Raw genomic sequence first — 22020 nt, forward strand, 5'->3', positions numbered from 1 at the left:
ATCAGTTCACCGTTTCGGCCTTGGCCTCAAGCACCGGGGTCGCGCCGCTTTCACGGGCGATCTCGATCCGGCGGGGCTTCATCGCCTCGGGCACTTCGCGGACGAGGTCGATGTGCAGCATCCCATGCTCATGCGCGGCGCCTGCGACGCGGACGTGGTCCGCCAGGGCAAAGCGGCGCTCGAAGGCGCGGGTGGCGATGCCACGGTGCAGGTAGGTGCGGTCGGTCTCGTCAGCGGCCTTGCGGGCCGAGACCAGAAGCGAGCCGTCCTTCACTTCGACGCTGAGGTCGTCCGGGGTAAACCCGGCGACGGCGATCGAGATGCGATAGGCATCCTCGGCGGTCTTTTCGATGTTGTAGGGCGGATAGGTCGGCTGGGCCACATCGGTGGACAGGACCCGGTCCATCAGGTCGGCGATGCGGTCAAAGCCGACGGTGGCACGGTAAAGCGGCGCGAAATCAAGGTTGCGCATTGTCATCCTCCTGGAAGCGATGTCAGAGGCCTTCCCCGTGAGGGGGCAAGGCGGGTTGACCGGGCCCGTCATGGCACCCGGATGACAGTCAGGTAGGTAACGGAAAACCCGGTTTCAAGACGTTCAGGGCGACAGGAACTTCGCCCCGCCACTGGCCCCGGACCCTGAGGTGATGCGCTTCGACGGCTTGCCGGGCATGCCGGTGACGGCGGCACCCCGGCCTTCGTCGGGTGCGGCCTTGGCCTCGCTTGTCGCCTGACCACTGCGCAATGCGGCCTTCAGCCGGGCGACCTGCTCGGGCAGTTCCATTCCGAAAGAGACAGTCTGCCCGTCCCATTCGCCGCCAGCGGAAATCATCGAGACGATCTTCGCCCGGTAGCCCGACCGTTCAAGGACCGGCGCGCCCGACGAGCCGTGGGTCACATCGCAGTCCACTGCGATCTGGCGGTCCTCGCGCCCGACGACCTTGCAGACGCGCTGCCAGGACAGGGCCTCGTGCCGACCCTCGGCGTAGGAGACGACACTGACCTTGTCGCCGTTCGCGGGCCGGGCGACCACAAAGGGCGAGATCACCGCGCTGGGAACCGGCTCGGCCAGTTGCAGAAGGGCTACATCAAGGTCGATCATCTCGACCGGGACCGGGTCGAGGTTGCGATAGGCCGGATCGACGATGGTTCGGACGACGCGGGCCTCGACCAGAGCCGTGCCGTAGGCAAGGCCGGCGCGGAAGGTGATGCGGTCGGCGGCCACCGGCACACCGCCACGGTCCAGCACGCAATGACCGGCCGTCAGCACCAGGTCGGCTGCGATCAGCGCGCCAGTACAAAAGCCGCCATCCGCAATATCCACCCGACCGACGGGTTCGAAGCCGCGGAGCTCTTCGCGGGTGACCAGCTCGACAAGGCCGGAATTCCCTTGCGCCGCAGCCGCGCCGGCCAGCAGGAAAAGCGCAACGACCGCCCTCATGGCCGGACGAACTTTGCACCCGCTCCGGTGCCACCGGAAATCACGCTGACCGCCCTGGCGCCCCCGGCCGATTCGGCGCGGCTGTCCTCCAGCGCGGCGCGCAGGGCAATCAGCGGCTCGGCAAGCGGAACGGCAACGGCGACCTTGCGACCGTCAACCTCGGCCTTGGCCGAGATCACCGAGACGACTCGGGCCACCCCGTTCTCGAAGGTGAAGACCGGCGCGCCGGACGATCCGAAATCGACGTTGCAGGTCAGAATCAGTGCCTGACGTTCGTCGGCCAGAACCTCGCAGGCTTCCTGGATCGAGGGGGCTTGCTCACGATACTGGGCGTAGGAGACGACGCCGACCGGATCGCCCTGGACCGGAGCCGCGCCGGTCTGGAACGGTTCAAGCGAGGGCAGTCGGATCGGCTGGCTCAATTCAAGAAGGGCGAGGTCCCCACTGACGCGGTCCAGCTTGTCCGTCGCCCCGTAACGGTAGTCGGGGTGGGTCACGGCCCGGGTGACGCTGCGGTAGGCCACGGCGCGGCCATTGCGAAAACCGGCCTGGAATTCCATCTCCTCGGGCCGCATCTGGACTCCGGTGGTCTTGTCGTACAGGCAGTGCGCCGCCGTCAGAACCAGTTGCGGGCCAATAAGCGCCCCGGTGCAGAAGCCGTGCTTGCCCATGATCAGCTTGCCCACCGCATCCCAGCCGCGCGCGTCATCCGCCGTTTCCAGCTTGAAGAGCCCGTCGTCCAGGGTCTGCGTCTGGGCCATGCCCGCAAGGGCCAGCGCGGCCGCCAGTAGACCGGGGATCAGGTGACGCATGGAACCTCCCCTTTCCGCGCAGCCATCAGCGCTACACCTGCGCTTCGTTAGACTGGCACTTTGGCGGATTTGCGGCGTCGCGCAAGGGCTCAGACGTCAAGCGCGCGCGGTTTCGGCCCGCCTGTGGCCCAGTCGAGGAGTTCAACCGTATGCACGACCGGAACCTCGGTGCCCGAGCCGATCTGCATCATGCAGCCGATGTTGCCCGCCGCGATCACCTGAGGGGATTTCGCCTCCAGCGTCTGCACCTTCCGGCGCTTGAGCTCGGCGCTGATTTCGGGTTGCAGCAGGTTGTAGGTCCCGGCGCTGCCGCAACACAAATGACTGTCGGCGGGCTCCACGACCTCGAAACCGGCCCGTTTCAGAAGGTCCTTCGGCGCGGACTTGATCTGCTGGCCGTGCTGCAGGCTGCAGGCAGCGTGATAGGCGATGCGCAGGCCCTTCGGCGCGCCTTGCGGCAGGCCAAGTGTGACCAGCACTTCACTGATATCCTTGGCCAATCCGGCCACCGTCGCCGCGTCCCCGGCCAACGGGTCAGTGCGGAACATGTGGCCGTAGTCCTTTACAGTCGTCCCGCAGCCCGAGGTGTTGATGATGACGGCATCCAGCCCCCCGGCGCGCTTCTCGGCCATCCAGGCGCGGATGTTGGCGGCGGCATGGGCATGGGACAGGTCCTCCTTGCCCATGTGATGCGTCAGCGCCCCGCAGCAGCCCTGGCCCTCGGCCACCACGACCTCGCAGCCCAGCCGCCGCAGAAGCCGGATGGTGGCATCGTTGATGTCGGTGTTCAGCGCCTTCTGCGCACAGCCGGTCATCAGCGCGACCCGCATACGGCGTTCGCCCTGGGCGGGAAAGACCTGGGGGTCGTCGTTGCGACTGACGGGTGGGATCGTCTTCGGCGCCATTCGCAGCATCGCCTGGACACGCGCGTCGGGGATCATCCAGGCGAAGGGCTTGCCGACCTTGGCCGCCAGCAGCGCCAGCCGGAAGCGCCCCGGATAGGGGATCACCCGCGCCAGAACCGCGCGCAGAAGCCGGTCCATGAAGGGCCGCCTGTAGGTCCTTTCGATATGCGCACGCGCGTGGTCGACGAGGTGCATGTAATGCACACCCGAGGGGCAGGTGGTCATGCAGGCCAGGCACGAGAGGCAGCGGTCGATGTGCTTGACGGTCTTTTCGTCCGCCGGGCGACCGGCCTCCAGCATGTCCTTGATCAGGTAGATCCGGCCCCTGGGACTGTCGAGTTCATCGCCAAGCACCTGATAGGTCGGGCAGGTCGCGGTGCAGAAGCCGCAATGCACGCAGGACCGCAGGATCTCGTTGGCCCGCTTGATCCCGGGATCGGCAAGCTGTTCGGGCGTGAAGTTCGTCTGCATCAGATCATGCCCCGGTTCAGGATCCCGCGCGGATCGAACTTCGCCTTCACGCCAGCGACCAGCGCTGCCACTTCCGGTGCCTCGGGCGGGAAGACCGGGCCGCCCTGACCGCAAACCAGCGTGGCATGGCCCCGCCCTGCGACGGCCGCCGCGACCTGCGCCCCCCTGGCCGGCTGCAACAGCAGCCAGATCAGACCGCCGCCCCAGTCCCATACGGCCTCGCCTTCCAGCTGCGCCACGATCTCCGCGGCGGCGGTGGGAAGGGTGGCAATCCGCCACACATCGCCCGGCTTGCCCTGCAAGGGCGACACGTCGCGCACCGCGCGCCAGAGCGCCGCCGAGCCCTCGGCCTCGACGACCGATACCTCGCCGCCAAGCCGCGCGGTCAGCTCCCTCACCCGATAGGCCACCGACCCGGCCATTCCCTCGACGCGCACCAGCGATCGCCCCGAATGTCGTGCCGCCCCCGAGACGTCGAAGGGTGAGCCCAACGCCAGCCGCAAGGCTGCCAGCCCCGCCTCGTCCCCCAGCCCCTCGATCACCAGCGTCGCTTCGGCCTCGGGCACGGCCTGCACCTTGAAGCTGACCTCGCTCAGCACACCCAGCACGCCAAGGCTCCCCGCCAGCAGCTTCACCAGGTCATAGCCGGTGACATTCTTCATCACCCGCCCGCCGTTCTTGACCACGGTCCCGGTCCCGTCGACGAAGCGCACCCCCAGCGCCGCGTCCCGCGCTGCGCCCACCTGCACCCGGCGCGGGCCCGAGGCGTTGGCCGCCAGCACGCCGCCGATGGTCGAGACCCCGACGCGCCCCAAGAGCCCGCGCAGGTCCGGCACTTCGAAGGCCAGCCGCTGCCGTTCCCCTGCCAGCACCCGTTCCACTTCCGCCACTGGAGTTCCGGCCCTGACCACCAGCGTCAGCGCGCCGGGTTCGTAAAGCTCCACCCCCGACAGGCCGCCGGTTTCCAGGACCTCGCCCACCGGATGTCCCAGCGTCCGCGTCCCGCCGCCCCGCACCAGAAGCGGACCCAAGGTCCCTGCCACCGCCTCTGCCAGTTCCGCTTCACTCGAAGGCCGCATCGACCTGCCTTTCATCTTTGCAGAAATATCCCGGGGGTCCGGGGGCAGCGCCCCCGGCGGGTTCAGCCAGCGCGCCGCGTCGCGCTGCTTGCCAACGGAAACACCTTAGCCGGGTTCAGAAGCCACTTCGGGTCGAACACATCCTTCACCCGCATCTGCGCCTCCATGTCGGCGGGCGCGAACTGCACGGACATCAGATCGCGTTTCTCGATGCCGACGCCGTGCTCACCCGTGAGACAGCCGCCAACCTCGACGCAAAGCTTCAGGATCTCGGCCCCGAAGGCCTCGCAGCGCTCCAGGTCCCCCGGCGTGTTCGCATTGAACAGGATCAGCGGGTGCATGTTGCCATCACCCGCGTGGAAGACGTTGCCGACGTCCAGACCGAATTCGCGGCTCATCTCGCCGATACGGCGCAGGACATGGGGCAAAGACGACACCGGGATCGTGCCGTCCAGGCACATGTAGTCGTTGATCTGCCCCATCGCACCGAACGCACTTTTCCGTCCCAGCCAGATGCGTTTGGCCTGGTCCTCGTCCGCCGCTTCGCGGAACTCCACCGGGTCGTGGGCCAGCGCGATCTGGCGGATGCGGCCCAGCTGTTCGGCGATCTCGGCCTCCGACCCCTCGACCTCGATGATGAGGAGCGCCTCGCAATCGGGGTACCCGGCCTTGGCGAAGGCTTCCGTGGCGCGGATGCAGGGGCGGTCCATGAACTCGATGGCGACCGGCAGGATGCCGGCCTTGATGATGTCGCTGACGCAGGCCCCCGCGACCTCGTTCGAATTGAAGCCGACCAGCACCGGCCGCGCCCCTTCCGGCTTTGGCAGGATGCGCAGCCATGCCTCGGTCACCACGCCCAGCTGGCCCTCGGACCCGCAGACGACGCCCAAGAGGTCCAGCCCCGCCGGTTCCCCCCAGGGCCCGCCCAGGGTGACCACGGTGCCGTCCATCTTCACCAGCGTCACGCCCAGAAGGTTGTTCGTCGTCACCCCGTATTTCAGGCAATGCGCCCCGCCCGAATTCATCGCGATGTTCCCGGCGATGGCACAGGCCAGCTGGCTGGAGGGGTCAGGCGCGTAGAAGAACCCCTCGGCCTCGACCGCGCCGGAAACCGACAGGTTCGTCCGTCCCGACTGCACCCGGATGAAGCGGTTGTCGTAGTCCGTCTGGATCACCGCGTTCATCCGGGCAACCCCAAGGATCACGCTGTCCGCCGTCGGCATTGCGCCACCGGCGAGCGACGTCCCCGACCCGCGCGGCACCACCGGCACACCTTCTTCCCAGCAGACGCGCAGCACGCGGGAAACCTCTTCGGTCGTGCGCGGAAGGACAGCGGCGAGCGGGGGGCAGCGGTAGGCGGTCAACGCGTCACATTCGTAGACACGCAGTTCCGCAAGCGCGTCGATCACGCTGTCGGGCGGCAGGACGGCACGCAGCCGCGCCACGATCCGCGCCTTGCGGGCGATGACCCCCTGGTCGGGCGCTGGCATGTCCATCGGCAATCTCCCGTCTGACTGGTAAAGAAATATAACCAATTTGCCCTGCTGACAAGAAGAATCCCCGCCCCTAGTCTTCGCGCATGACGATGGACCTTGGCAGCCTCCCGACGCTTGACCTGATCCTGCTGGCCGGTCTGATCCTGGCGTGGCTCGTTTCGGGCTGGCTTAGTGAACATCCACCCCGCAGCCTGCCGTCGGTATCGCTGCTGATGGAGGAGTACCGGCGCGACTGGATGCGGACCTTCGTTACCCGCGAGCCGCGGATCTTCGACGCGACACTGATCGACAGCCTGCGCCAAGGCACGGCCTTCTTCGCCAGCGCCTGCATGATTGCCATCGGCGGCGGGGTCGCGCTGATCGGCAATGCCGCGGCGGTGCAAAGGCTGACCGAGGAGCTGCCGTTGAACGGGCCGGGGCCCGAGGTCGCGCTGAAGATGCTGCCGGTGATCGGGTTCCTGGCCAATGCGCTTTTGAAGTTCGTCTGGGCGCACCGGCTGTTCGGTTATTGCTCGATCCTGATGGCCGCCGTCCCGAACGACCCCCAGCACCCCCTGGCCTTCCACCGCGCCGGTCAGGCAGCCGAGATCAACATCACCGCCGCGCGCAGCTTCAACCGGGGCCTGAAGTCGATCTACTTCGCCCTTGCCGCGCTGGGATGGCTGCTTGGCCCCTGGGGATTTCTGACCGGCACCGTCCTGGCTACCGGCATCCTTCTGCGGCGCGAATTCGCCAGCCATTCACGCCGGGTCATACTCGCGCGCGAGCCGTAAAGCCACCTGCCCCGCCACCGCCTCGCCCGAGAGCCGCGCTCCGGCGGCGGTCTGTTTCAGGCCCCCGGCGAGGGCCTCACCGGCGAACCAGATCCGCTCGCCAACCGGGTCCTTCAGCACCTCGCGGGCGTGGGCCTTGCCGGGCCGCGCGGCGGCGTATCCTCCCCGGACGTGGCGCTCGGCGCTCCAGTTCGTCATGGTGCCGTGGGTGACCGCACCCCGGACGTCGGAGCCGAAGATGTCCACCAGCCGGTCGGTGACGAAATCCACCGCCGCCTCGCGGCCTGCCGCCTCCATCTCCCAGGCGAAGTCGCCGCCGACGAAGCCGACCATCAGGTCCAGGTCGAAGGGGAAGGCCAGGAAGTAAAGGTCGTGCCGTGCGTGGCGTTCGATCAGCACGTCGTCGAAGGGCTTCAGGCCAAGGCGCGTGCCTTTGATCTGCACCGGGATCTTGGTCAGAAGTCCCATCGGCAGGTCGCAGATCGCCTCCAGATGGCTGTCTGGCAGGTCGGGGGTGAAGGTGATGTCCTCGAAGGCCAGGACCCCGGTCGAGACGGTGACGATCACGCCTTTCGCCCGGATCGTGCCCTGCGCTGTCTCGACCTCGACCCCCGGCCCATCCCAGCGGATGCGCTTGACCGGGGTCCCCAGCGTGACCGGCACATCCGCGCCCCAGCGGTGGATCAGCGCGCCGAAGCCTTCCCGGGTGAAGTAGTTCGGGTCCAGGTCTGCCGCCGCGCGGTAGTCGGTGACGCTGATTTCGTCATCGTCGGCCCCGAAGTCCATCGGGCCGGCGAAAGTCGCGCTGACCCGCAGGCCGTGGCACGCCTCGACCAGGGTGGACAGCCGGTCGCTTTCGCCCTTGTGACGTTCGATGCAGGCGGCAAGCTCGGCCTCGGCCCGCCGTTCGGCTTCCATCTCGGCGTCGGTGGCCTTGCGGCGACCGAACCAGATGTGATCCAGCGCCATCTCGTGATGTTGCAAGGTCCAGCCTGCAGCGACGGCCTCGGGGAAGAAGGGGTTGCGGTCGGCGGCATGCAGCCAGGCGCAGCCGATGTCGAAAGGGACGCCGAAATCGGTGGTCGTGGTCCAGGCCCTCCCGCCGATCCGGTCCATCGCCTCGATCACCTGGAAGGTCAGACCTGCGGCACGCAGCCGCTTGGCCGCGGCCAGACCAGCACAGCCCGCGCCCACGATGACCACATCGACATCCGTCATCCTGAAATCCTCCGCCTGAAATGCGGACAGGATGGCAAGAAGAGCGATTCGCGCCAAGGGCCGGGCTCTGCTCGAAGCGCTCATCGCTTCCTTCGGTCGCTCTTCGCTGGCGTCTGCGAGGACCGACCGAAGGAAGGGACGAGCGCCCGGTCAGGCCGCCTTGGCGCCCTTGCGGCCCTCGACCAGCCAGGCCACCACGGCAAGGCCAGCGGCGATCAGAAGCCAGGCCCAGGCGGGCAGGAAGGGCACGACGTTGACCTCGGTCGTGAGGTAGGCCTCGCGCGGGGTGATGCCGATCCAGCCGCGACCCACGGCGACGCGGCCCTCGGCGACGCTGCGGATATCGGGATTGCCCGGCTCCAGCCGCGTCACGCCACCCCGCGTCGCTTCGGCAAGGGGTGCCAGGTCCGTCCCGGAGGCGATCGTCTCGACGAATTCGCGCGGCGTCGCGGGGCCAACGGCGATCACGCGGGTCAGTTCGCCCTGCTCCAGCCGGTAAAGCCCCAGAACGGGTGCCTGGAACACAGCCTCATAGCGGCCCGGCGCGGCGAGTGGCATGGCAAGCTCGGTCACCGCGCCATCGGGGCCGGTGATCGTGACAGGGCCGGGTTCCGCTTCGGCCAGGGTCCGGCGGGTGATGGTCATCGCATCGCCCGCTACGTCCGCCGTCAGGGTCTCTTCCTCCAGCTCCGGCTCTTTCAGCATCCAATGCGCAAGGCGGCGGAGAAGTTCGAGCTGCGGCCCGCCGCCTTCATAGCCCCGGCCCCAAAGCCAGGCGTGGTCCGAGGCGAGCACCGCAACCCGGCCCTGGTCGACCCGGTTCAGGACCAGAAGCGGCAGGTCGCGCGGGCCGGACATCAGCACCTGGCCCGCAACCTGCTTGACCTCGATCAGCCGGAACCAGCGGCCCCAGCCGCCTTCGGGGGCCTCGGCCTCCAGCCCCTCGGTCACCGGATGCCGGCGGCCAAGGTCGGTCAGCTCCGGGCGGTAGCCCTCTTCGACCACCTGCGCTGTCGGTGCAACCGGCAGGATCTCGGCCATCGGCGAGCGGTAAAGGCTGTCCACCGCACCGAATTCCGGTCCAGCCGCCACCAGGACGGTGCCGCCACCCCGGACATAGGTGACGATGTTCTCGATGTAGGACATCGGCAGGATGCCCCGCATCCGGTAGCGGTCGAAGATGATCAGGTCGAATTCTTCGATCTTCTCGACGAAAAGCTCGCGCGTCGGGAAGGAGATGAGGGAGAGTTCATCGACCGGCTCGCCATGCTGCTTTTCCGGCGGGCGCAGGATGGTAAAGTGGACCAGGTCCACTGCCGCATCGGATTTCAGAAGGTTGCGCCAGACGCGTTCGCCGGCATGCGGCTCGCCACTGATAAGAAGCACCCGCAGCCGGTCGCGCACGCCGTTGATCTGCACGGCCGAAGCGTTGTTGCGGTCGGTGATCTCGCCGTCCACCGGCTCTACGCTGAACTGCAGCACGTTCGCGCCGCCGTGTGGCAGGGTCACCGGCAATTGCAGGTCCTGGTTCAGGGGAACGGTGTAGCTTGCCGGTTCCTCGGTATCGACGGCGATGGTGAGCTGCACCTCAGACCCCAGCGCCGGAGCCGCGCCCACGTCCTCGATCCGCAGCGCAAGCTGGAACTCCTCGCCGATGATGGCGAAGGCCGGGGCGTTCTTCACGACGATCCGGCGGTCCCAGTCGGCTTCTTCCCCGGTCAGCAGGACCTGCAAGGGCGCGGGCAGGTTCGGGACGACGCCCAGATCGTGAACCCAGCCATCGGTCAGCAAGATCGCCCCTGCGACCCGCGCGCGGGGTTCTTCGGCCAGGGCTTCCGAAAGCGCGGTCATGGCCAGCGTCCCGGCATCCTCGTCCCCGTCACCGAGGCGGTGGACGCGGAGTTCCGTGTTTGGCATCTGCGCGATCTCGGCCTCGACCGAGGCGATGGCGGCCTCGGTCTGCGCTTTGCGGTCGCCAAGGGCCTGGCTGGCGCTTTCGTCAACGACCAGGATCACGATGTCGGACAGGGTCTGGCGTTCCTCTTCCTGCAAAGCCGGGTTTGCCAGAGCAAGGACCAAGGCGCCAAGGGCCAGCGCGCGAATCCACCAGCCAGAAAGCCCGCGCCACAAAGCAAGCGCCACCAGCAGAGCGGCGGCCGCAGCCAGCGCATAGACCAGCCAGAGGGACATCAGCGGGGCGAAGACGACAGAGGCGCTCATTGGCCCAGCCTTTCCAGAAGTGCCGGGACATGGACCTGATCGGATTTGTAGTTGCCGGTCAGCACATGCATGATGAGGTTGATGCCGAAGCGGTAGGAAATCTCGCGCTGCTGTTCGCCGGCGAAGCCGCGCCCGATCGGGACAAGCGGCACGCCGATATCATCCGTCGCCCAGGCCGAGGCCCAGTCCGCGCCGCCGATCACCACCGGCGTCACCCCGTCGTTGAGGTTGCGGAACGGCATCCCTTCCGCGGCGACGGCATCGGCGTTGGGCGCGGCTTCAACCCAGACCTGTCCGCTGGGGTGGCGGCCCGGGAAGTCCTGCAGCAGATAGAAGGTCCGGGTCAGCACGTGGTCCAGCGGGATCGGCTCCAGCGGAGGGATATCCAGGCCCGAGGCGATGACCTGGAGCGCCTGGCCTTCGGGCGTGGTGCCGCCACCAAAGCCCGCAAGGTCGGCGTCGCGGGTGTCGAACAGGATCATCCCCCCGGTCCGCAGATACTGGTTCAGCTTGGCATAGGCCGCATCCGAGGGCTCTGCCGCGCCGACCACCACGGGCCAATAAAGGAAGGGAAAAAAGGCAAGTTCGTCGGTTTCGATGTCCACGCCCATCGGCATCATCGGCTCGATCGAGGTACGCTGCCACAGCTTGTCGGACAGGCCCAGAAGACCCTGCCGCGACAGTTCGTCCACCTGGGGGTTTCCGGTCAGCACATAGGCAAGGACAACGGAGGTGGTTGCCTCGATGGCAAAATCGTCGGTCGGAGCAGGGGTGTCCTGCGCCGCAGCTTCGCGCGGCATGGCGGCCAGCAGCGCCAGCGCCAGCACTGCCGCCGAGCCGCGCGCGATCCCGCGCAACCGACCGGCCAGCCAGAGGGCGGCCAGCACGTCCAGCAATAGAAGGACTGCGGCAAAGGTCAGGAAATCGCCCTTCAAGGCCTGGACCGCCCGCGCTTCCAACCGATCAACGGGCACGGATTGCGGCCAGATGGCGGGGTCAAGCGTGGTCTCGTCGGCCATCACGTTCAGCGCGACGCGGCGGTCGGCCCCGGCGTAAAGGCCGGGGCGGAAGGCCTGGCTTGGGCCCTCGGCAATCGCCGTCGCCAGAGCCTCGCCCTCGACCCCCGGCAATTCGCCCGCGTCCGAGGTCGAGCCATAGGCGTCCAGAACCACTTCCGGCGACCAGGTCTGGCCGGAGAGGTCGGCAGCTTCGGGCTGGGCGGGCTTGGTCGACACCGCCAGCCGCTCCAGCATCTGCACGAACAACCCCGACAGCGGCAGCGATGACCATTCGGCGTTGGCGGTCACGTGGACCAGCACCACCTGCCCGCCGCCGATCACCTTGCGGGTCATCAGCGGCGTGCCGTCGTCAAGTGCTGCGATGGTGCGTTCGGTAAGGTCGGGATCGGGTTGCGCCAGCACCTGCTCGCGCACCACGACGTCCGGCGGCGCGGTCAGCCCGAAGAAGGGCGAGCCTTCCGGGAAAGGGGCCAGCGCCTTCGGTTCCCCCCAGCTCATCGCGCCACCCACAGTGCGCCCGCCTTCGCGCAGCCGGACCGGCATCAGCGGGTCCTCACCGACGCGGCTGACGTCGCTGGCGGCCATGACCGGGCCGGCGAAGCGCAATAGAAGGCCGCCGTTTTCGACCCAGTCCAGCAGAGCGTCGCGTTCGGCCCCGGCAATCTCGGCAACGTCGGCCAGAACCACGACGTCGGGGTTGGCCAGAAGGGTGTCCTTGAGGTTTCCGTCGATGATGTCTGCCGTGGGCGCCAGTGCCTGCCGCAGGTAGTGCAAGGGCGACAGAAGCTGGAGCGTCTCTTCGTCCGCGCCGCTTTGGATCAGCGCAATCTTGCGGCGCTTGAGACTGTCGTCGGCCAGACTGACGGCCCCTGCCGTGCGCTGGCCCTCCAGGACGAAACGGGTGATCCGGTTGCGCAGTTCGGGCGGAAGGTCCATCGCGGCCTCTGCGGTTGCCGCCCCACCCTCGAAGGCGAGGGTCACCCGACCCAGGTCACGCTCGATCCCCGCCGGGTCGGGGCCTTGCGCCACGACCTCGACCGCGCCCGCCTCACCGGCAGGCATCCGGCTGGCCGAGACGACGACCTTGCCGTCCTCGAACCGTGGCGGGTGCAGGCCGTAGACGACGCGGATGTTCTCGATCACCCGGACCTCGCCGCGCGATTGCAGCGCAGTCAGCAGCACGTCGCGACCGTCATGCACGAGGCCGTCGGACAGCCAGGTCGTCTCGAAATTCCCTTCGGGCAGCGCATCGGCCCAGTCAGCGAAGCCCGAGGGCGCCCAGGCCTGCGGTTGCAGCCCCGCCGCCCGGCCGGCCCAGGCCTCGGAGGTCTGGAAATCCACCGCCCCCGGCATGTCGGTCAGCCGCAGCAGCGCCACAGGACGGCCCTGCACGCCTGCCTCGGCCACCAGCGCCTCGACCTTCGCCAGCCGCTGCGGCCAGTCGCGGGCGTCGGCCCAGCCTCCGTCGACGACGATCAGCATCGGCCCGGTGCCCGGTGCGCGGTCGTCGGGGTTCAGGACCGGCCCGGCAAAGCCGATGATCACCGCCGCGATGGCAAGTGTCCGCAACAGCAGCAGCCACCAAGGCGTCTTGTCCGTCTCGGCCTCTTCGTCCTTCAGGCCCAGCAAGAGCGCCACGCCGGGGAACCGCCGCCGGATCGGCGCGGGCGGGACGGCGCGGAGCAGAAGCCACAGGATCGGCAGCGCAATCAGCGCCAGCAGAAGCCAGGGGACTGCGAAACCGATGGGGCCAAGGGTGAACATCTACCGCCCCCCCTGCAGCGCCAGATAGGACCAGAGCAGCGCCGATTGCGCCGGATGGCCGGTGTGATGGGTGGTGAAGTGCCAGCCGACAGCGCGGGACAGCCCGGCGAGCCGGTCCTTGCGTTCCGCCAGCCGCGCCAGATAGCGGGTCCGCAGATCGCCCGCACGCTGGGTCTCGTGCCGCATGGTGCCGCCCATCGATTCAAAGATCGTGCGGCCGTCGAAGGGAAACTCCTCTTCGGCGGGGTCGAGGATCTGGATCAGGACGCCCTTCACCCCCCGGTCGGCGGCGCGGGCCAACCCGGCCTCGATCCCGGAGAGGTCGCCGAGAAAGTCGGACAGGAACACGGCGCGCCCGTGGCTGACCATGCCTTCGGTCTCGGGCGCGCCAAAGTCCGCCTCGGCCTCATCGCCGGACAGCCGCGCCGCCAGCCGCAAGAGCTGCGTCCGGCCCGCACGGGGCGAGGCCAGGCCCGCCAGTCCGACCCGCTCCCCCCCGCGCAGCAGCAGGACCGCTAACGCGAGACCCAGAAGCCTGGCCCGATCCGACTTGGGCGCGCGGGACTTGTCGCCGCTGAAGCCCATCGACTTGGCCGGATCGACCCAGATCGTCACCGACTGCGCCGCCTGCCATTCGCGTTCACGCACGAAATGCGCGTCACTGCGCGCGGACCGCCGCCAGTCAACCATCCGCGCCGAATCGCCCTGATGCGCCGGGCGATACTGCCAGAACTCGTCCCCCAGCCCCGCCCTGCGGCGGCCATGCTCGCCCATCATAACCGTCGAGGCCAGCATCTCGGCCTCGGCCAGCAGGGGCGGCAGGGTCTGCCCAAGCGCCTCGGCACGCGAGCGCAGGTCGCCGGTCGCTGGCTGGGGGGCTATGCTCACGCCGCGGCCTCAAGCCCGAGCGTGCGCTGGGTGACGCGGGCGATGATCCCGGCCAGCGTCTCGCCCCGGGCGCGGGCGGCGAAGGACAGCGCCATCCGGTGCACCAGCACCGCCTGCGCCAGATCCGCCACATCGGCGATCGAGGGCGCAAGCCGACCATCCAGCAGCGCCCGCGCCCGCACCGTCAGCATCAGTGCCTGCGCCGCACGGGGTCCGGGCCCCCAGGACAGGCTGTCGGCAAGGTCACGCCCCTCGGGCTCGCCCGGACGGCAAGAGCGCACCAGGTCCAGGATCGCCTCGACCACCTGCTCGCCCACCGGCATCCGGCGGATTACCGATTGCGCGCCGATCAGGCCTTCGGCGGTGAAGACCTGGTGGGCCTCGGCCTCTTCGGCCCCGGTCGTGGCGATCAGGATGTCGCGTTCGGTCTGGCGCGTCGGGTATTCGACGTCGACCTGCACAAGGAAGCGGTCAAGCTGCGCTTCCGGCAGGGGATAGGTCCCCTCCTGCTCGATCGGATTCTGGGTGGCAAGGACATGGAAGGGCTTGCCCAGTGCCCGATGCTGGCCGGCGATGGTGACCTCTTTCTCCTGCATCGCCTGCAGCAGCGCGGATTGCGTCCGTGGCGAGGCGCGGTTGATCTCGTCCGCCATCAGCAGCTGGCAGAAGATCGGGCCTTCGACGAAGCGGAAGGCGCGGCTGCCATCGCCTGCCGTGTCCAGCACTTCGGACCCCAGGATGTCGGCGGGCATCAGGTCGGGCGTGAACTGGATGCGGTTGGCCTTGAGGCCCATCACCGTGCCGAGGGTGTCCACCAGCCGGGTCTTGCCCAGGCCCGGCAGACCCACGAGCAACGCATGACCGCCACACAGCATCGAGGCAAGGACCAGGTCCACGACCTTCTCCTGCCCGATGAAGCGGCGGTTGATCGAGGCCTTCGCCTGCCCCAGGGTGGCGCCCAGCGCCTCGATTTCCGCGACCAGCGCCTTGGTGTCGGCCATGCCTTCAGCTCCCTTCAGGGTCCATTCCCGCCAGTAAAGCGAAGTATCCCGGCGGGCACAAATGGCAAAAGGCGACTTGACACAAATGATCGTGAGAGGCGCGTCACCGGGACCAAAAGCCTTCGAAGGCTTTTGCAGATCTTTTCGAAAAGATTTGCCAGGCCCGACCGGAACCTCGCAACCCCGGACCCGGCACCCCGTTGCACCCGGCCCCAAGGCCATTACATTGCGCGCATGACAAAACCGAACGCCGACACACTTGCCGCCGCCGCCAATGCCGCCGGACAGAAAGGCCCGCCCCCGATCCACCTGTGGAACCCGCCGTTCTGCGGCGACATCGACATGCGCATCGCGCGCGACGGCACCTGGTTCTACCTTGGCACCCCCATCGGTCGCGCGCCGCTGGTCAAGCTTTTCTCCTCGATCCTGAAGCGCGAAGGCGACGACTACTTCCTTGTGACGCCGGTCGAGAAGGTGGGGATCACGGTCGACGACGCCCCGCTTCTGGCCATCGACTTCGACCGGGCGGGCGACAGTCAGGAGCAGATCCTGACCTTCACCACGAAGACCGAGGATGTGGCAACCCTTGGTCCCGGCCACCCCTTGCGGGTCGAGCGCGACCCAAAGACGGGCGAGCCCTCGCCCTATATCCTGATCCGCAGCAATCTCTGGGCGCTGATCGACCGGAAATCCTTTTACCGGCTGATCGATCTGGGTTGCCATGAGGTGCATGACGGGCATAAGTGGTTCGGGCTATGGTCCTCGGGGCAGTTCTTCCCGGTCATCCCTTCGTCGGAATTGCCCTGAACAACACATGCCCCGTTTCGCAGCCAACCTGACCCTGCTCTTCACCGAGGTTCCGACGCTTGACCGCCCCGACTGGGCACAGCGTTGCGGGTTCGACGGGGTCGAGGTGCTTTTCCCTTATGACGCGCCGATGGCGGATTGGGAACGCGCCCTGAACGGGATGCCGCTTGCCCTGATCAACACCCCCCCGGGCGACTGGGCCAGCGGGGACCGGGGCTTCGCCGCCGTCCCGGGGATGGAGCTGCGCTTCCGCGACAGCTTCCTGCGCGCCGCCGAATACGCCACCCGGCTGAAGGCCGACCGGGTGCACGTCATGGCCGGGGTCGCCAAGGGTCCGCAGGCCGAACAATGCTATGTCGAGAACCTGACCTGGGCCCTGGCCGAGGCGCCGGAGCTGACACTTTGCCTCGAACCCCTGAACCCCGACGACATGCCGGGCTATTTCCTGAACGACTACGACCAGGCCGCCCGCATCCTGGACGATCTCGCCAATCCCCGGATCGGCCTGCAGTTCGACCTGTGGCACGCCGCCCGCCTGCACGGTGACGCAGGGGCCGTGTGGCAGGACCAGCGACACCGGATCAACCACGTCCAGATCGCGGGGTTCCCGGCCCGGAACGAACCGGGCGGCGGGGGCTTCTCGCTTCCCGACCTTTGCGACGAGATCGACGCGCATTGCCCCGGGATCTGGATCGCTGCCGAGTACCGTCCGGCGAAGGGCACCTCGCAGGGCCTGGGCTGGCTTGCGGCGCTGAAATCGCGCGGGGTGCTGATCGGCGGGTGACCGCGTAGGGTGGGCGGTTCTGCCGTCAGGCAGGTTCGCCCACCGCCCCGCCTGCCGGGCGGCCTGCCCCATCCCGCATCCCTCTTGTGCCCCCGGCCTCTCCGCCGCTAAAAGGCAGAGCGGACTTGCAAAGGACCCTGCCCATGCCCACCGAAGCCCCCGAGACCCAGACCGTCACCACCTGGAAAGTGGCCTGCGACGGCGGCGAGGGCGCGTTGGGGCACCCCCGCGTCTGGCTGACGATCCCCCAGGACACCGGCTGGGTCGAATGTGGCTACTGCGACAAGCGCTACGTGATCGACCGCGACCACGCCCACGACGACCACTAGGGATCACTCCGCGGCAAATCGCGGCTCCAGACTGTCCACCCCCAACGCCCGCCAGACCAGCGCTGGCCCGTCCGTCTCGGGCCTTGAGCTGACCGTCACGCCCTGACACCCTGCCTTGGCCGCCGCTTCCCGCGCCGCCGCCAGCAGCGCCCGCCCGATGCCGCGCTGGCGGTCAGGCTCCTGCACGTACAGCTGCTCGACGAACCCCCACTCCGCCCCCGCAACCATGTTGCGCCCCACCAGCAGCAGCACGAACCCGACCGGGTGGCGCTGCGGACTGCCGGGCAGGTGGGCGACCAGAAGCCGGGAGGCGCGACCTTCGACGATCCGCGCCAGTATCGGCGGCGTGATGGGTGCCGCGCCACCGGACTGCGCCGTCAGGGCGATCAGCATCCGGTGGGTTTCGGGCAGGTCTTCCGGCGTTGCAGGCCGGACGGTGATATGGGGGGTGGTCATCTTCGGTTTCCTTCGCGGGGGGGCCGGCGAGGGGGAACCTGTGAACCAACTGGCCAAACCCTCGCGGGCGGCTTGGTGGGAGTTGGTTTCGGTCGTGAAACGCTGCCCTGCCGCCTATGTGGCGCAGGTCCAATAAAACGAGACAGGGATCATCAGATGCAGCATGGGCCGAACATGCGCTGGCGCAGAGGGTCCGTCAAGCCCCTGGCGCCCTGGTCAGCCGCGCCAAAAAAGGCCCATCACCAGACCAGGGACCGCTCCAGGCGGCGATGCTGCGAACAGGACGCCGATCAGGTGGATGCCCTGGTCCTGAGGAGGGCAAGTCCAGCCCCCAGGACCAGCCCACTTAGCGCAAATCCGAACGTCCGCATTACGGACCTCCTCACCTTTTGCCCGCGCGCATCCCATGTCAGCATCGGGCCCGATGCAATCCCGGAAGACCTGATGCGCCGCGCCTTTCGCCTGATCCTTCTGACGCTGGCGCTGCCGGCTATCTATCTTGTCGCCTCGGTGATCCTGCCGCTGATCCCCGGCCCCGGGCCAGACCTTTCTGGCCCCATCACGCGACAGGTTGGCCTCCTGCAGGGCCCGATCCACACCGACATCCTCTTTCCGGTGACCCCCGAGACCCGCGCCGCCTTCGCCTTTGCCGAACCCGCTGGTGTTCCCCTGAACCACCCCAAGGCCGAATGGCTGGTCTTCGGCTGGGGGTCTGCCGCCTTTTACACCACCGCAGGGACCTATGCCGACATCACCGCCACCGCCATCCTGACCGCCGCCACGGGCGATGACGCGGTGATCCGGCTTGATGCCCTTGGCCCCTTGCCGCCGCTGCCAAACCTGCGCTTCCTCCAGCTTTCCGAGGCGCAATTCCTGGCGCTTCTCGGCGAAACCACCACCGCCCTTGCCAGCGAAACGAAGCTGAACCACCCCGGCTTCACCGGCTCGGACGCCTTCTTTCCCGCCCGCGGTCACTTTCACCTGTTGCGAACCTGCAACGTCTGGCTGGGCCAGACCTTGCGCGCCTCGGGCATCCCCTTCGGCCTCTGGACCCCCACCAACTGGTCCGTCCGATTGTCGCTTGCCAGCCTTACGGGCCAAACCGGGTAGCCCTCGCCGCCGCGTTCTGCCAATACTTTCGACCAGACTCGGGAGACGACCATGACCTTCGGCACCGGCCACCACCTGCACCTTATCGACGGCTCGGCTTATATCTTCCGGGCCTACCACGCCCTGCCGCCGCTGACCCGCAAGTCCGACGGCCTGCCGGTGGGCGCTGTCGCGGGCTTCTGCAACATCCTGTGGAACGAGCTGTCCCGCGCCACCACGAACGGCAAGGCCGCGACCCATCTTGCCGTGGTCTTCGACCATTCCGCGACAACCTTCCGCAACGCGATCTACGACCAGTACAAGGCCAACCGCCCCGACCTGCCCGAAGACCTGCGCCCGCAGTTTCCCCTGACCCGCGAGGCGACCCGCGCCTTCAACGTCGCCTGTCTTGAGACGGAAGGCTATGAGGCCGACGACATCATCGCCGCCCTTTCCTGCCGCGCGGTCGAGGCGGGGGGGACCTGCACCATCATCTCCTCGGACAAGGACCTGATGCAGTTGATCCGCCCCGGCGTCGACATGTTCGACCCGATGAAATCCCGCGCCATCGGTCCCGACGAAGTGATGGAGAAGTTCGGCGTCGGCCCCGACCGGGTGATCGACGTGCAATCGCTGGCTGGCGACAGCGTCGACAACGTCCCCGGCGCGCCCGGCATCGGCCTCAAGACCGCGGCCCTGCTGATCAACGAATACGGCGACCTTGATACGCTTTTGGCCCGCGCCGGCGAGATCAAGCAACCCAAGCGCCGCGAGGCCTTGGTCGACAATGCCGACAAGATCCGCATCTCGCGCCAGTTGGTGACCCTGGACTGCGACACGCCCCTGGACGTGACGCTGGACGACCTGGAAATCCGCCTGCCGGAACCCGACAAGGTCATGGACTTCCTCACCCGGATGGAATTCCGCACCCTGACCAAGCGCGTCGCCGACAAGCTGGGGATCGCCCCGCCGTCGATGCCAGACACGACCCAGCTTCAGGTCGCGACCCCACGCGAGGAGAAGCCGCAGGCGCGCGACGAGCCGCACCTGCCCTTCGACACCAATGCCTATGAATGTATCCGTGACATGGCCACCCTAACCCGCTGGCTGGACCGCATCCGCGAGGTCGGCCACGTCGCCATCGACACCGAAACCACCAGCCTTGATGAGATGCGCGCGGAACTTGTGGGCATCTCGCTGGCCGTCGATCCCGGCAAGGCGGCCTATATCCCCCTCGCCCACACCACCGGCGGCGGCGACCTTTTCGGCGCGACAGCCCTTGCGCCCGATCAGCTGACCGTGACCGAAACGCTGAACGCGCTCAGGCCCGTTCTGGAAGACCCGTCGATCCTGAAGATCGGCCAGAACATGAAATACGACTGGAAGATCTTCGCCCGTCTCGGCATCCGCATCGCGCCCTTCGACGACACCATGCTCATGTCCTACGCGATGCACGCGGGCCTGCACAATCACGGCATGGACGAACTTTCCGACCGCTATCTCGGCCACAGCCCGATCGCGATCAAGACCCTCCTCGGCTCTGGCAAATCCCAGGTCACTTTCGACAAGGTCGGCATCCCCGAAGCTGTCTGCTACGCCGCCGAAGACGCCGATGTCACCCTGCGCCTCTGGCAGCGTTTCAAGCCGCAACTCCACCGCGCCCGGGTGACCACCGTCTACGAGACGCTGGAACGCCCGCTTGTCCCGGTCCTGGCCGACATGGAGATGACCGGCATCCAGGTAGACCGCGACACCCTGCGGATGATGTCCAACGCCTTCGCCCAAAAGCTGGTCCAGCTGGAGGAGGAGATCCACCAGGTCGCGGGCGAGAAGTTCAACGTCGGTTCGCCAAAGCAACTGGGTGAGATCCTCTTCGATCGCCTGCAGATCCCCGGTGGCACCAAGGGCAAGACAGACGCCTACGCCACCGGCGCCGATATTTTGGAAGACATCACCACCCTGGAAGACCATCCGCAAGGCGCACAGCTGGCCGCCCGCATCCTGGACTGGCGACAGATCGCCAAGCTGAAATCCACCTACACCGACGCGCTGCAACTGGCGATCAACGAAGGCACGGGCAGGGTCCACACCTCCTATTCCATCGCCGGGGCCAACACCGGGCGGCTGGCGTCCACTGACCCGAACCTGCAGAACATCCCCGTCCGCACCGAGGAAGGCCGCCGCATCCGTGAGGCTTTCGTGGCCCCCGCCGGTCGGGTTCTGGTGTCGCTCGACTATTCCCAGATCGAACTGCGCATCCTGGCCCACATCGCCGACATCCCGGAACTGCGCCGCGCTTTCGAGAACGGGATCGACATCCACGCCCTGACAGCCTCAGAGATGTTCAACGTCCCTCTCGACCAGATGACCTCGGACATCCGCCGCAAGGCCAAGGCGATCAATTTCGGCGTGATCTACGGCATTTCCGGTTTCGGCCTTGCCCGCAACCTGCGGATTCCGCGCGCGGAAGCCCAGGGCTTCATCGACCGCTACTTCGAACGTTTCCCTGGCATCCGTGGCTACATGACCGACACGGTGAAGTTCGCCCAAGCCAATGGCCATGTGCAGACCCTCTTCGGCCGCAAGATCAACACACCCGAGATCAACGCCAAGGGGCCGGGGGCAGGCTTTGCCAAACGCGCCGCGATCAACGCGCCGATCCAGGGCACCGCCGCCGACGTGATCCGTCGCGCCATGATCCGCATGCCGCAGGCCATCGCCGGACTGGACGCAAAGATGCTCCTGCAGGTCCACGACGAACTGCTGTTCGAGGTCAGCGAATCCGACGCCGACCGCCTGATCCCCATCGCCAAGGAGGTGATGGAAAGCGCCTCATCCCCCGCCGTCAGCCTGAATGTCCACCTTGCTGTCGAAGCCGGAAAGGGCCGAAACTGGGCCGAGGCGCATTGACGCCCGGCCCAGACCAGAGGGCAACGCAGACCAGGGACAGCGGCTAAGAGCTGCGGCCGTATCCCCGCGTCAGGTCGCGCAGGCGGGTCAGGATGGCCTCCTGCTCCAGCGAGACGCGCCAGGGGGCACCCTGCGCCAGACCGCCGGTGGTGGCGACCATCGGCATGTCGGGTTCATGATGCTCGGCCACCAGCGCCATCGCCCATTTCTCGAACTGGCGTTTCGGAACAGGCCCCGCTTCGGTCAGCCGGATCGCGTCGTGGCGGGGATCAGCCTTGATCCGCGCAAACAGAGTCTCGACGGCGGCCTGCGGTCCTTCCAGCACCTGGGCGAACCAGTCATCATACAGCATGAGCGCCCCGGTGATCCCAAGGCTGGCGTTCTTGACCCGCGCGACCTTCAGGATCTCGGCCAGTGCGGCGGCGTCGCTTGCAGGCAAACGACTGTGGCTGCGGTAGATCAGGCGAAAGCAGGGGCCGGTGGTGGCAGCCGGCTCGGCAGTCTTGGTCTCGGTGCCCATGTCTCACTCCCCCATGCGCGATTGTGTCTGCCCGTGGCGTG

General features: G+C 67.6%; 19 protein-coding genes. 6 read left to right on the forward strand and 13 right to left on the reverse strand.

Features of this window, described 5'->3' with window-relative positions; all coding sequences use genetic code 11:
- Nucleotide 1: 1 nt before the first annotated feature.
- The 6 genes from Q8M85_RS09615 to Q8M85_RS09640 all read right to left on the reverse strand — a co-directional run bounded on the left by Q8M85_RS09615 (nucleotide 2) and on the right by Q8M85_RS09640 (nucleotide 6201).
- A complete protein-coding gene (locus Q8M85_RS09615) occupies nucleotides 2–472 on the reverse strand; it encodes an Hsp20 family protein (RefSeq protein WP_305543523.1) in 471 nt (156 codons plus the stop codon).
- Nucleotides 473–595: 123 nt separating this feature from the next.
- Nucleotides 596–1438, reverse strand: a complete 843-nt coding sequence (locus Q8M85_RS09620; protein ID WP_305543526.1) for a serine protease — start codon at nucleotides 1436–1438, stop codon at nucleotides 596–598.
- A complete protein-coding gene (locus Q8M85_RS09625; RefSeq protein WP_305543528.1) occupies nucleotides 1435–2250 on the reverse strand; it encodes a serine protease in 816 nt (271 codons plus the stop codon). The genes Q8M85_RS09620 and Q8M85_RS09625 overlap by 4 nt, the downstream gene beginning before the upstream one ends.
- 89 nt (nucleotides 2251–2339) lie before the next feature.
- The gene (gene glcF, locus Q8M85_RS09630; RefSeq protein WP_305543531.1) at nucleotides 2340–3626 is read right to left on the reverse strand and encodes a glycolate oxidase subunit GlcF; all 1287 of its coding nucleotides are present in this window, start codon (nucleotides 3624–3626) and stop codon (nucleotides 2340–2342) included.
- Complete coding sequence (locus tag Q8M85_RS09635) at nucleotides 3626–4705, reverse strand: FAD-binding protein (protein WP_305543534.1); 1080 nt, start codon at nucleotides 4703–4705, stop codon at nucleotides 3626–3628. Before Q8M85_RS09635 ends, glcF begins: the two co-directional genes overlap by 1 nt.
- 62 nt (nucleotides 4706–4767) lie before the next feature.
- Nucleotides 4768–6201: an FAD-linked oxidase C-terminal domain-containing protein gene (locus Q8M85_RS09640; RefSeq protein ID WP_305543537.1), complete on the reverse strand. Its 1434-nt coding sequence runs from the start codon at nucleotides 6199–6201 to the stop codon at nucleotides 4768–4770.
- Between the two features lie 83 nt (nucleotides 6202–6284).
- On the opposite strand from Q8M85_RS09640, the gene Q8M85_RS09645 reads away from it, so the two are divergent.
- Entirely contained in the window at nucleotides 6285–6974 is a 690-nt protein-coding gene (locus tag Q8M85_RS09645; RefSeq protein WP_305543540.1) for a DUF599 domain-containing protein, read from the forward strand.
- On the opposite strand, the gene Q8M85_RS09650 is transcribed toward Q8M85_RS09645, so the two are convergent.
- The 5 genes from Q8M85_RS09650 to Q8M85_RS09670 all read right to left on the reverse strand — a co-directional run bounded on the left by Q8M85_RS09650 (nucleotide 6942) and on the right by Q8M85_RS09670 (nucleotide 15084).
- Nucleotides 6942–8276 carry an NAD(P)/FAD-dependent oxidoreductase gene (locus Q8M85_RS09650; protein ID WP_305543541.1) on the reverse strand — a complete coding sequence of 445 codons (1335 nt, stop codon included), beginning with the start codon at nucleotides 8274–8276 and terminating at the stop codon, nucleotides 6942–6944. The two genes, Q8M85_RS09645 and Q8M85_RS09650, sit on opposite strands and share 33 nt — an antisense overlap.
- Nucleotides 8277–8342: 66 nt before the next feature.
- Nucleotides 8343–10412 (reverse strand): hypothetical protein, encoded by a 2070-nt coding sequence (locus Q8M85_RS09655; protein ID WP_305543544.1) that lies wholly within the window; start codon nucleotides 10410–10412, stop codon nucleotides 8343–8345.
- Nucleotides 10409–13195 carry a DUF4159 domain-containing protein gene (locus Q8M85_RS09660; protein ID WP_305543546.1) on the reverse strand — a complete coding sequence of 929 codons (2787 nt, stop codon included), beginning with the start codon at nucleotides 13193–13195 and terminating at the stop codon, nucleotides 10409–10411. The genes Q8M85_RS09655 and Q8M85_RS09660 overlap by 4 nt, the downstream gene beginning before the upstream one ends.
- Nucleotides 13196–14077, reverse strand: a complete 882-nt coding sequence (locus Q8M85_RS09665; protein ID WP_305543958.1) for a DUF58 domain-containing protein — start codon at nucleotides 14075–14077, stop codon at nucleotides 13196–13198.
- A 2-nt stretch (nucleotides 14078–14079) separates the two neighbouring features.
- Nucleotides 14080–15084, reverse strand: coding sequence for a MoxR family ATPase (locus Q8M85_RS09670; protein WP_305543549.1), 1005 nt, complete (start codon nucleotides 15082–15084; stop codon nucleotides 14080–14082).
- Between the two features lie 234 nt (nucleotides 15085–15318).
- Here Q8M85_RS09670 and Q8M85_RS09675 point away from each other — a divergent pair, with 234 nt between their 5' ends.
- From Q8M85_RS09675 to Q8M85_RS09685, 3 genes are all read left to right on the forward strand, one after another.
- A complete protein-coding gene (locus Q8M85_RS09675; protein ID WP_305543551.1) occupies nucleotides 15319–15891 on the forward strand; it encodes a DUF1285 domain-containing protein in 573 nt (190 codons plus the stop codon).
- 7 nt (nucleotides 15892–15898) lie between these two features.
- A complete protein-coding gene (locus tag Q8M85_RS09680; RefSeq protein WP_305543554.1) occupies nucleotides 15899–16675 on the forward strand; it encodes a hydroxypyruvate isomerase family protein in 777 nt (258 codons plus the stop codon).
- A gap of 143 nt (nucleotides 16676–16818) precedes the next feature.
- Nucleotides 16819–17004: a zinc-finger domain-containing protein gene (locus Q8M85_RS09685; protein ID WP_305543557.1), complete on the forward strand. Its 186-nt coding sequence runs from the start codon at nucleotides 16819–16821 to the stop codon at nucleotides 17002–17004.
- Between the two features lie 3 nt (nucleotides 17005–17007).
- Here the strand turns inward: Q8M85_RS09685 and Q8M85_RS09690 are convergent, their stop codons facing one another.
- Nucleotides 17008–17460 carry a GNAT family N-acetyltransferase gene (locus tag Q8M85_RS09690; protein ID WP_305543559.1) on the reverse strand — a complete coding sequence of 151 codons (453 nt, stop codon included), beginning with the start codon at nucleotides 17458–17460 and terminating at the stop codon, nucleotides 17008–17010.
- 444 nt (nucleotides 17461–17904) lie between these two features.
- On the opposite strand from Q8M85_RS09690, the gene Q8M85_RS09695 reads away from it, so the two are divergent.
- Together Q8M85_RS09695 and polA are read left to right on the forward strand one after the other, a co-directional pair.
- Nucleotides 17905–18570, forward strand: coding sequence for a DUF2459 domain-containing protein (locus Q8M85_RS09695; protein ID WP_305543562.1), 666 nt, complete (start codon nucleotides 17905–17907; stop codon nucleotides 18568–18570).
- A 51-nt stretch (nucleotides 18571–18621) separates the two neighbouring features.
- Nucleotides 18622–21459, forward strand: coding sequence for a DNA polymerase I (polA, locus tag Q8M85_RS09700; RefSeq protein ID WP_305543566.1), 2838 nt, complete (start codon nucleotides 18622–18624; stop codon nucleotides 21457–21459).
- 43 nt (nucleotides 21460–21502) lie between these two features.
- On the opposite strand, the gene Q8M85_RS09705 is transcribed toward polA, so the two are convergent.
- The gene (locus Q8M85_RS09705; RefSeq protein WP_305543569.1) at nucleotides 21503–21979 is read right to left on the reverse strand and encodes a BLUF domain-containing protein; all 477 of its coding nucleotides are present in this window, start codon (nucleotides 21977–21979) and stop codon (nucleotides 21503–21505) included.
- Nucleotides 21980–22020 lie beyond the last annotated feature (41 nt).

The organism is Tabrizicola sp., assembly GCF_030694085.1.
Lineage (GTDB): Bacteria > Pseudomonadota > Alphaproteobacteria > Rhodobacterales > Rhodobacteraceae > Tabrizicola.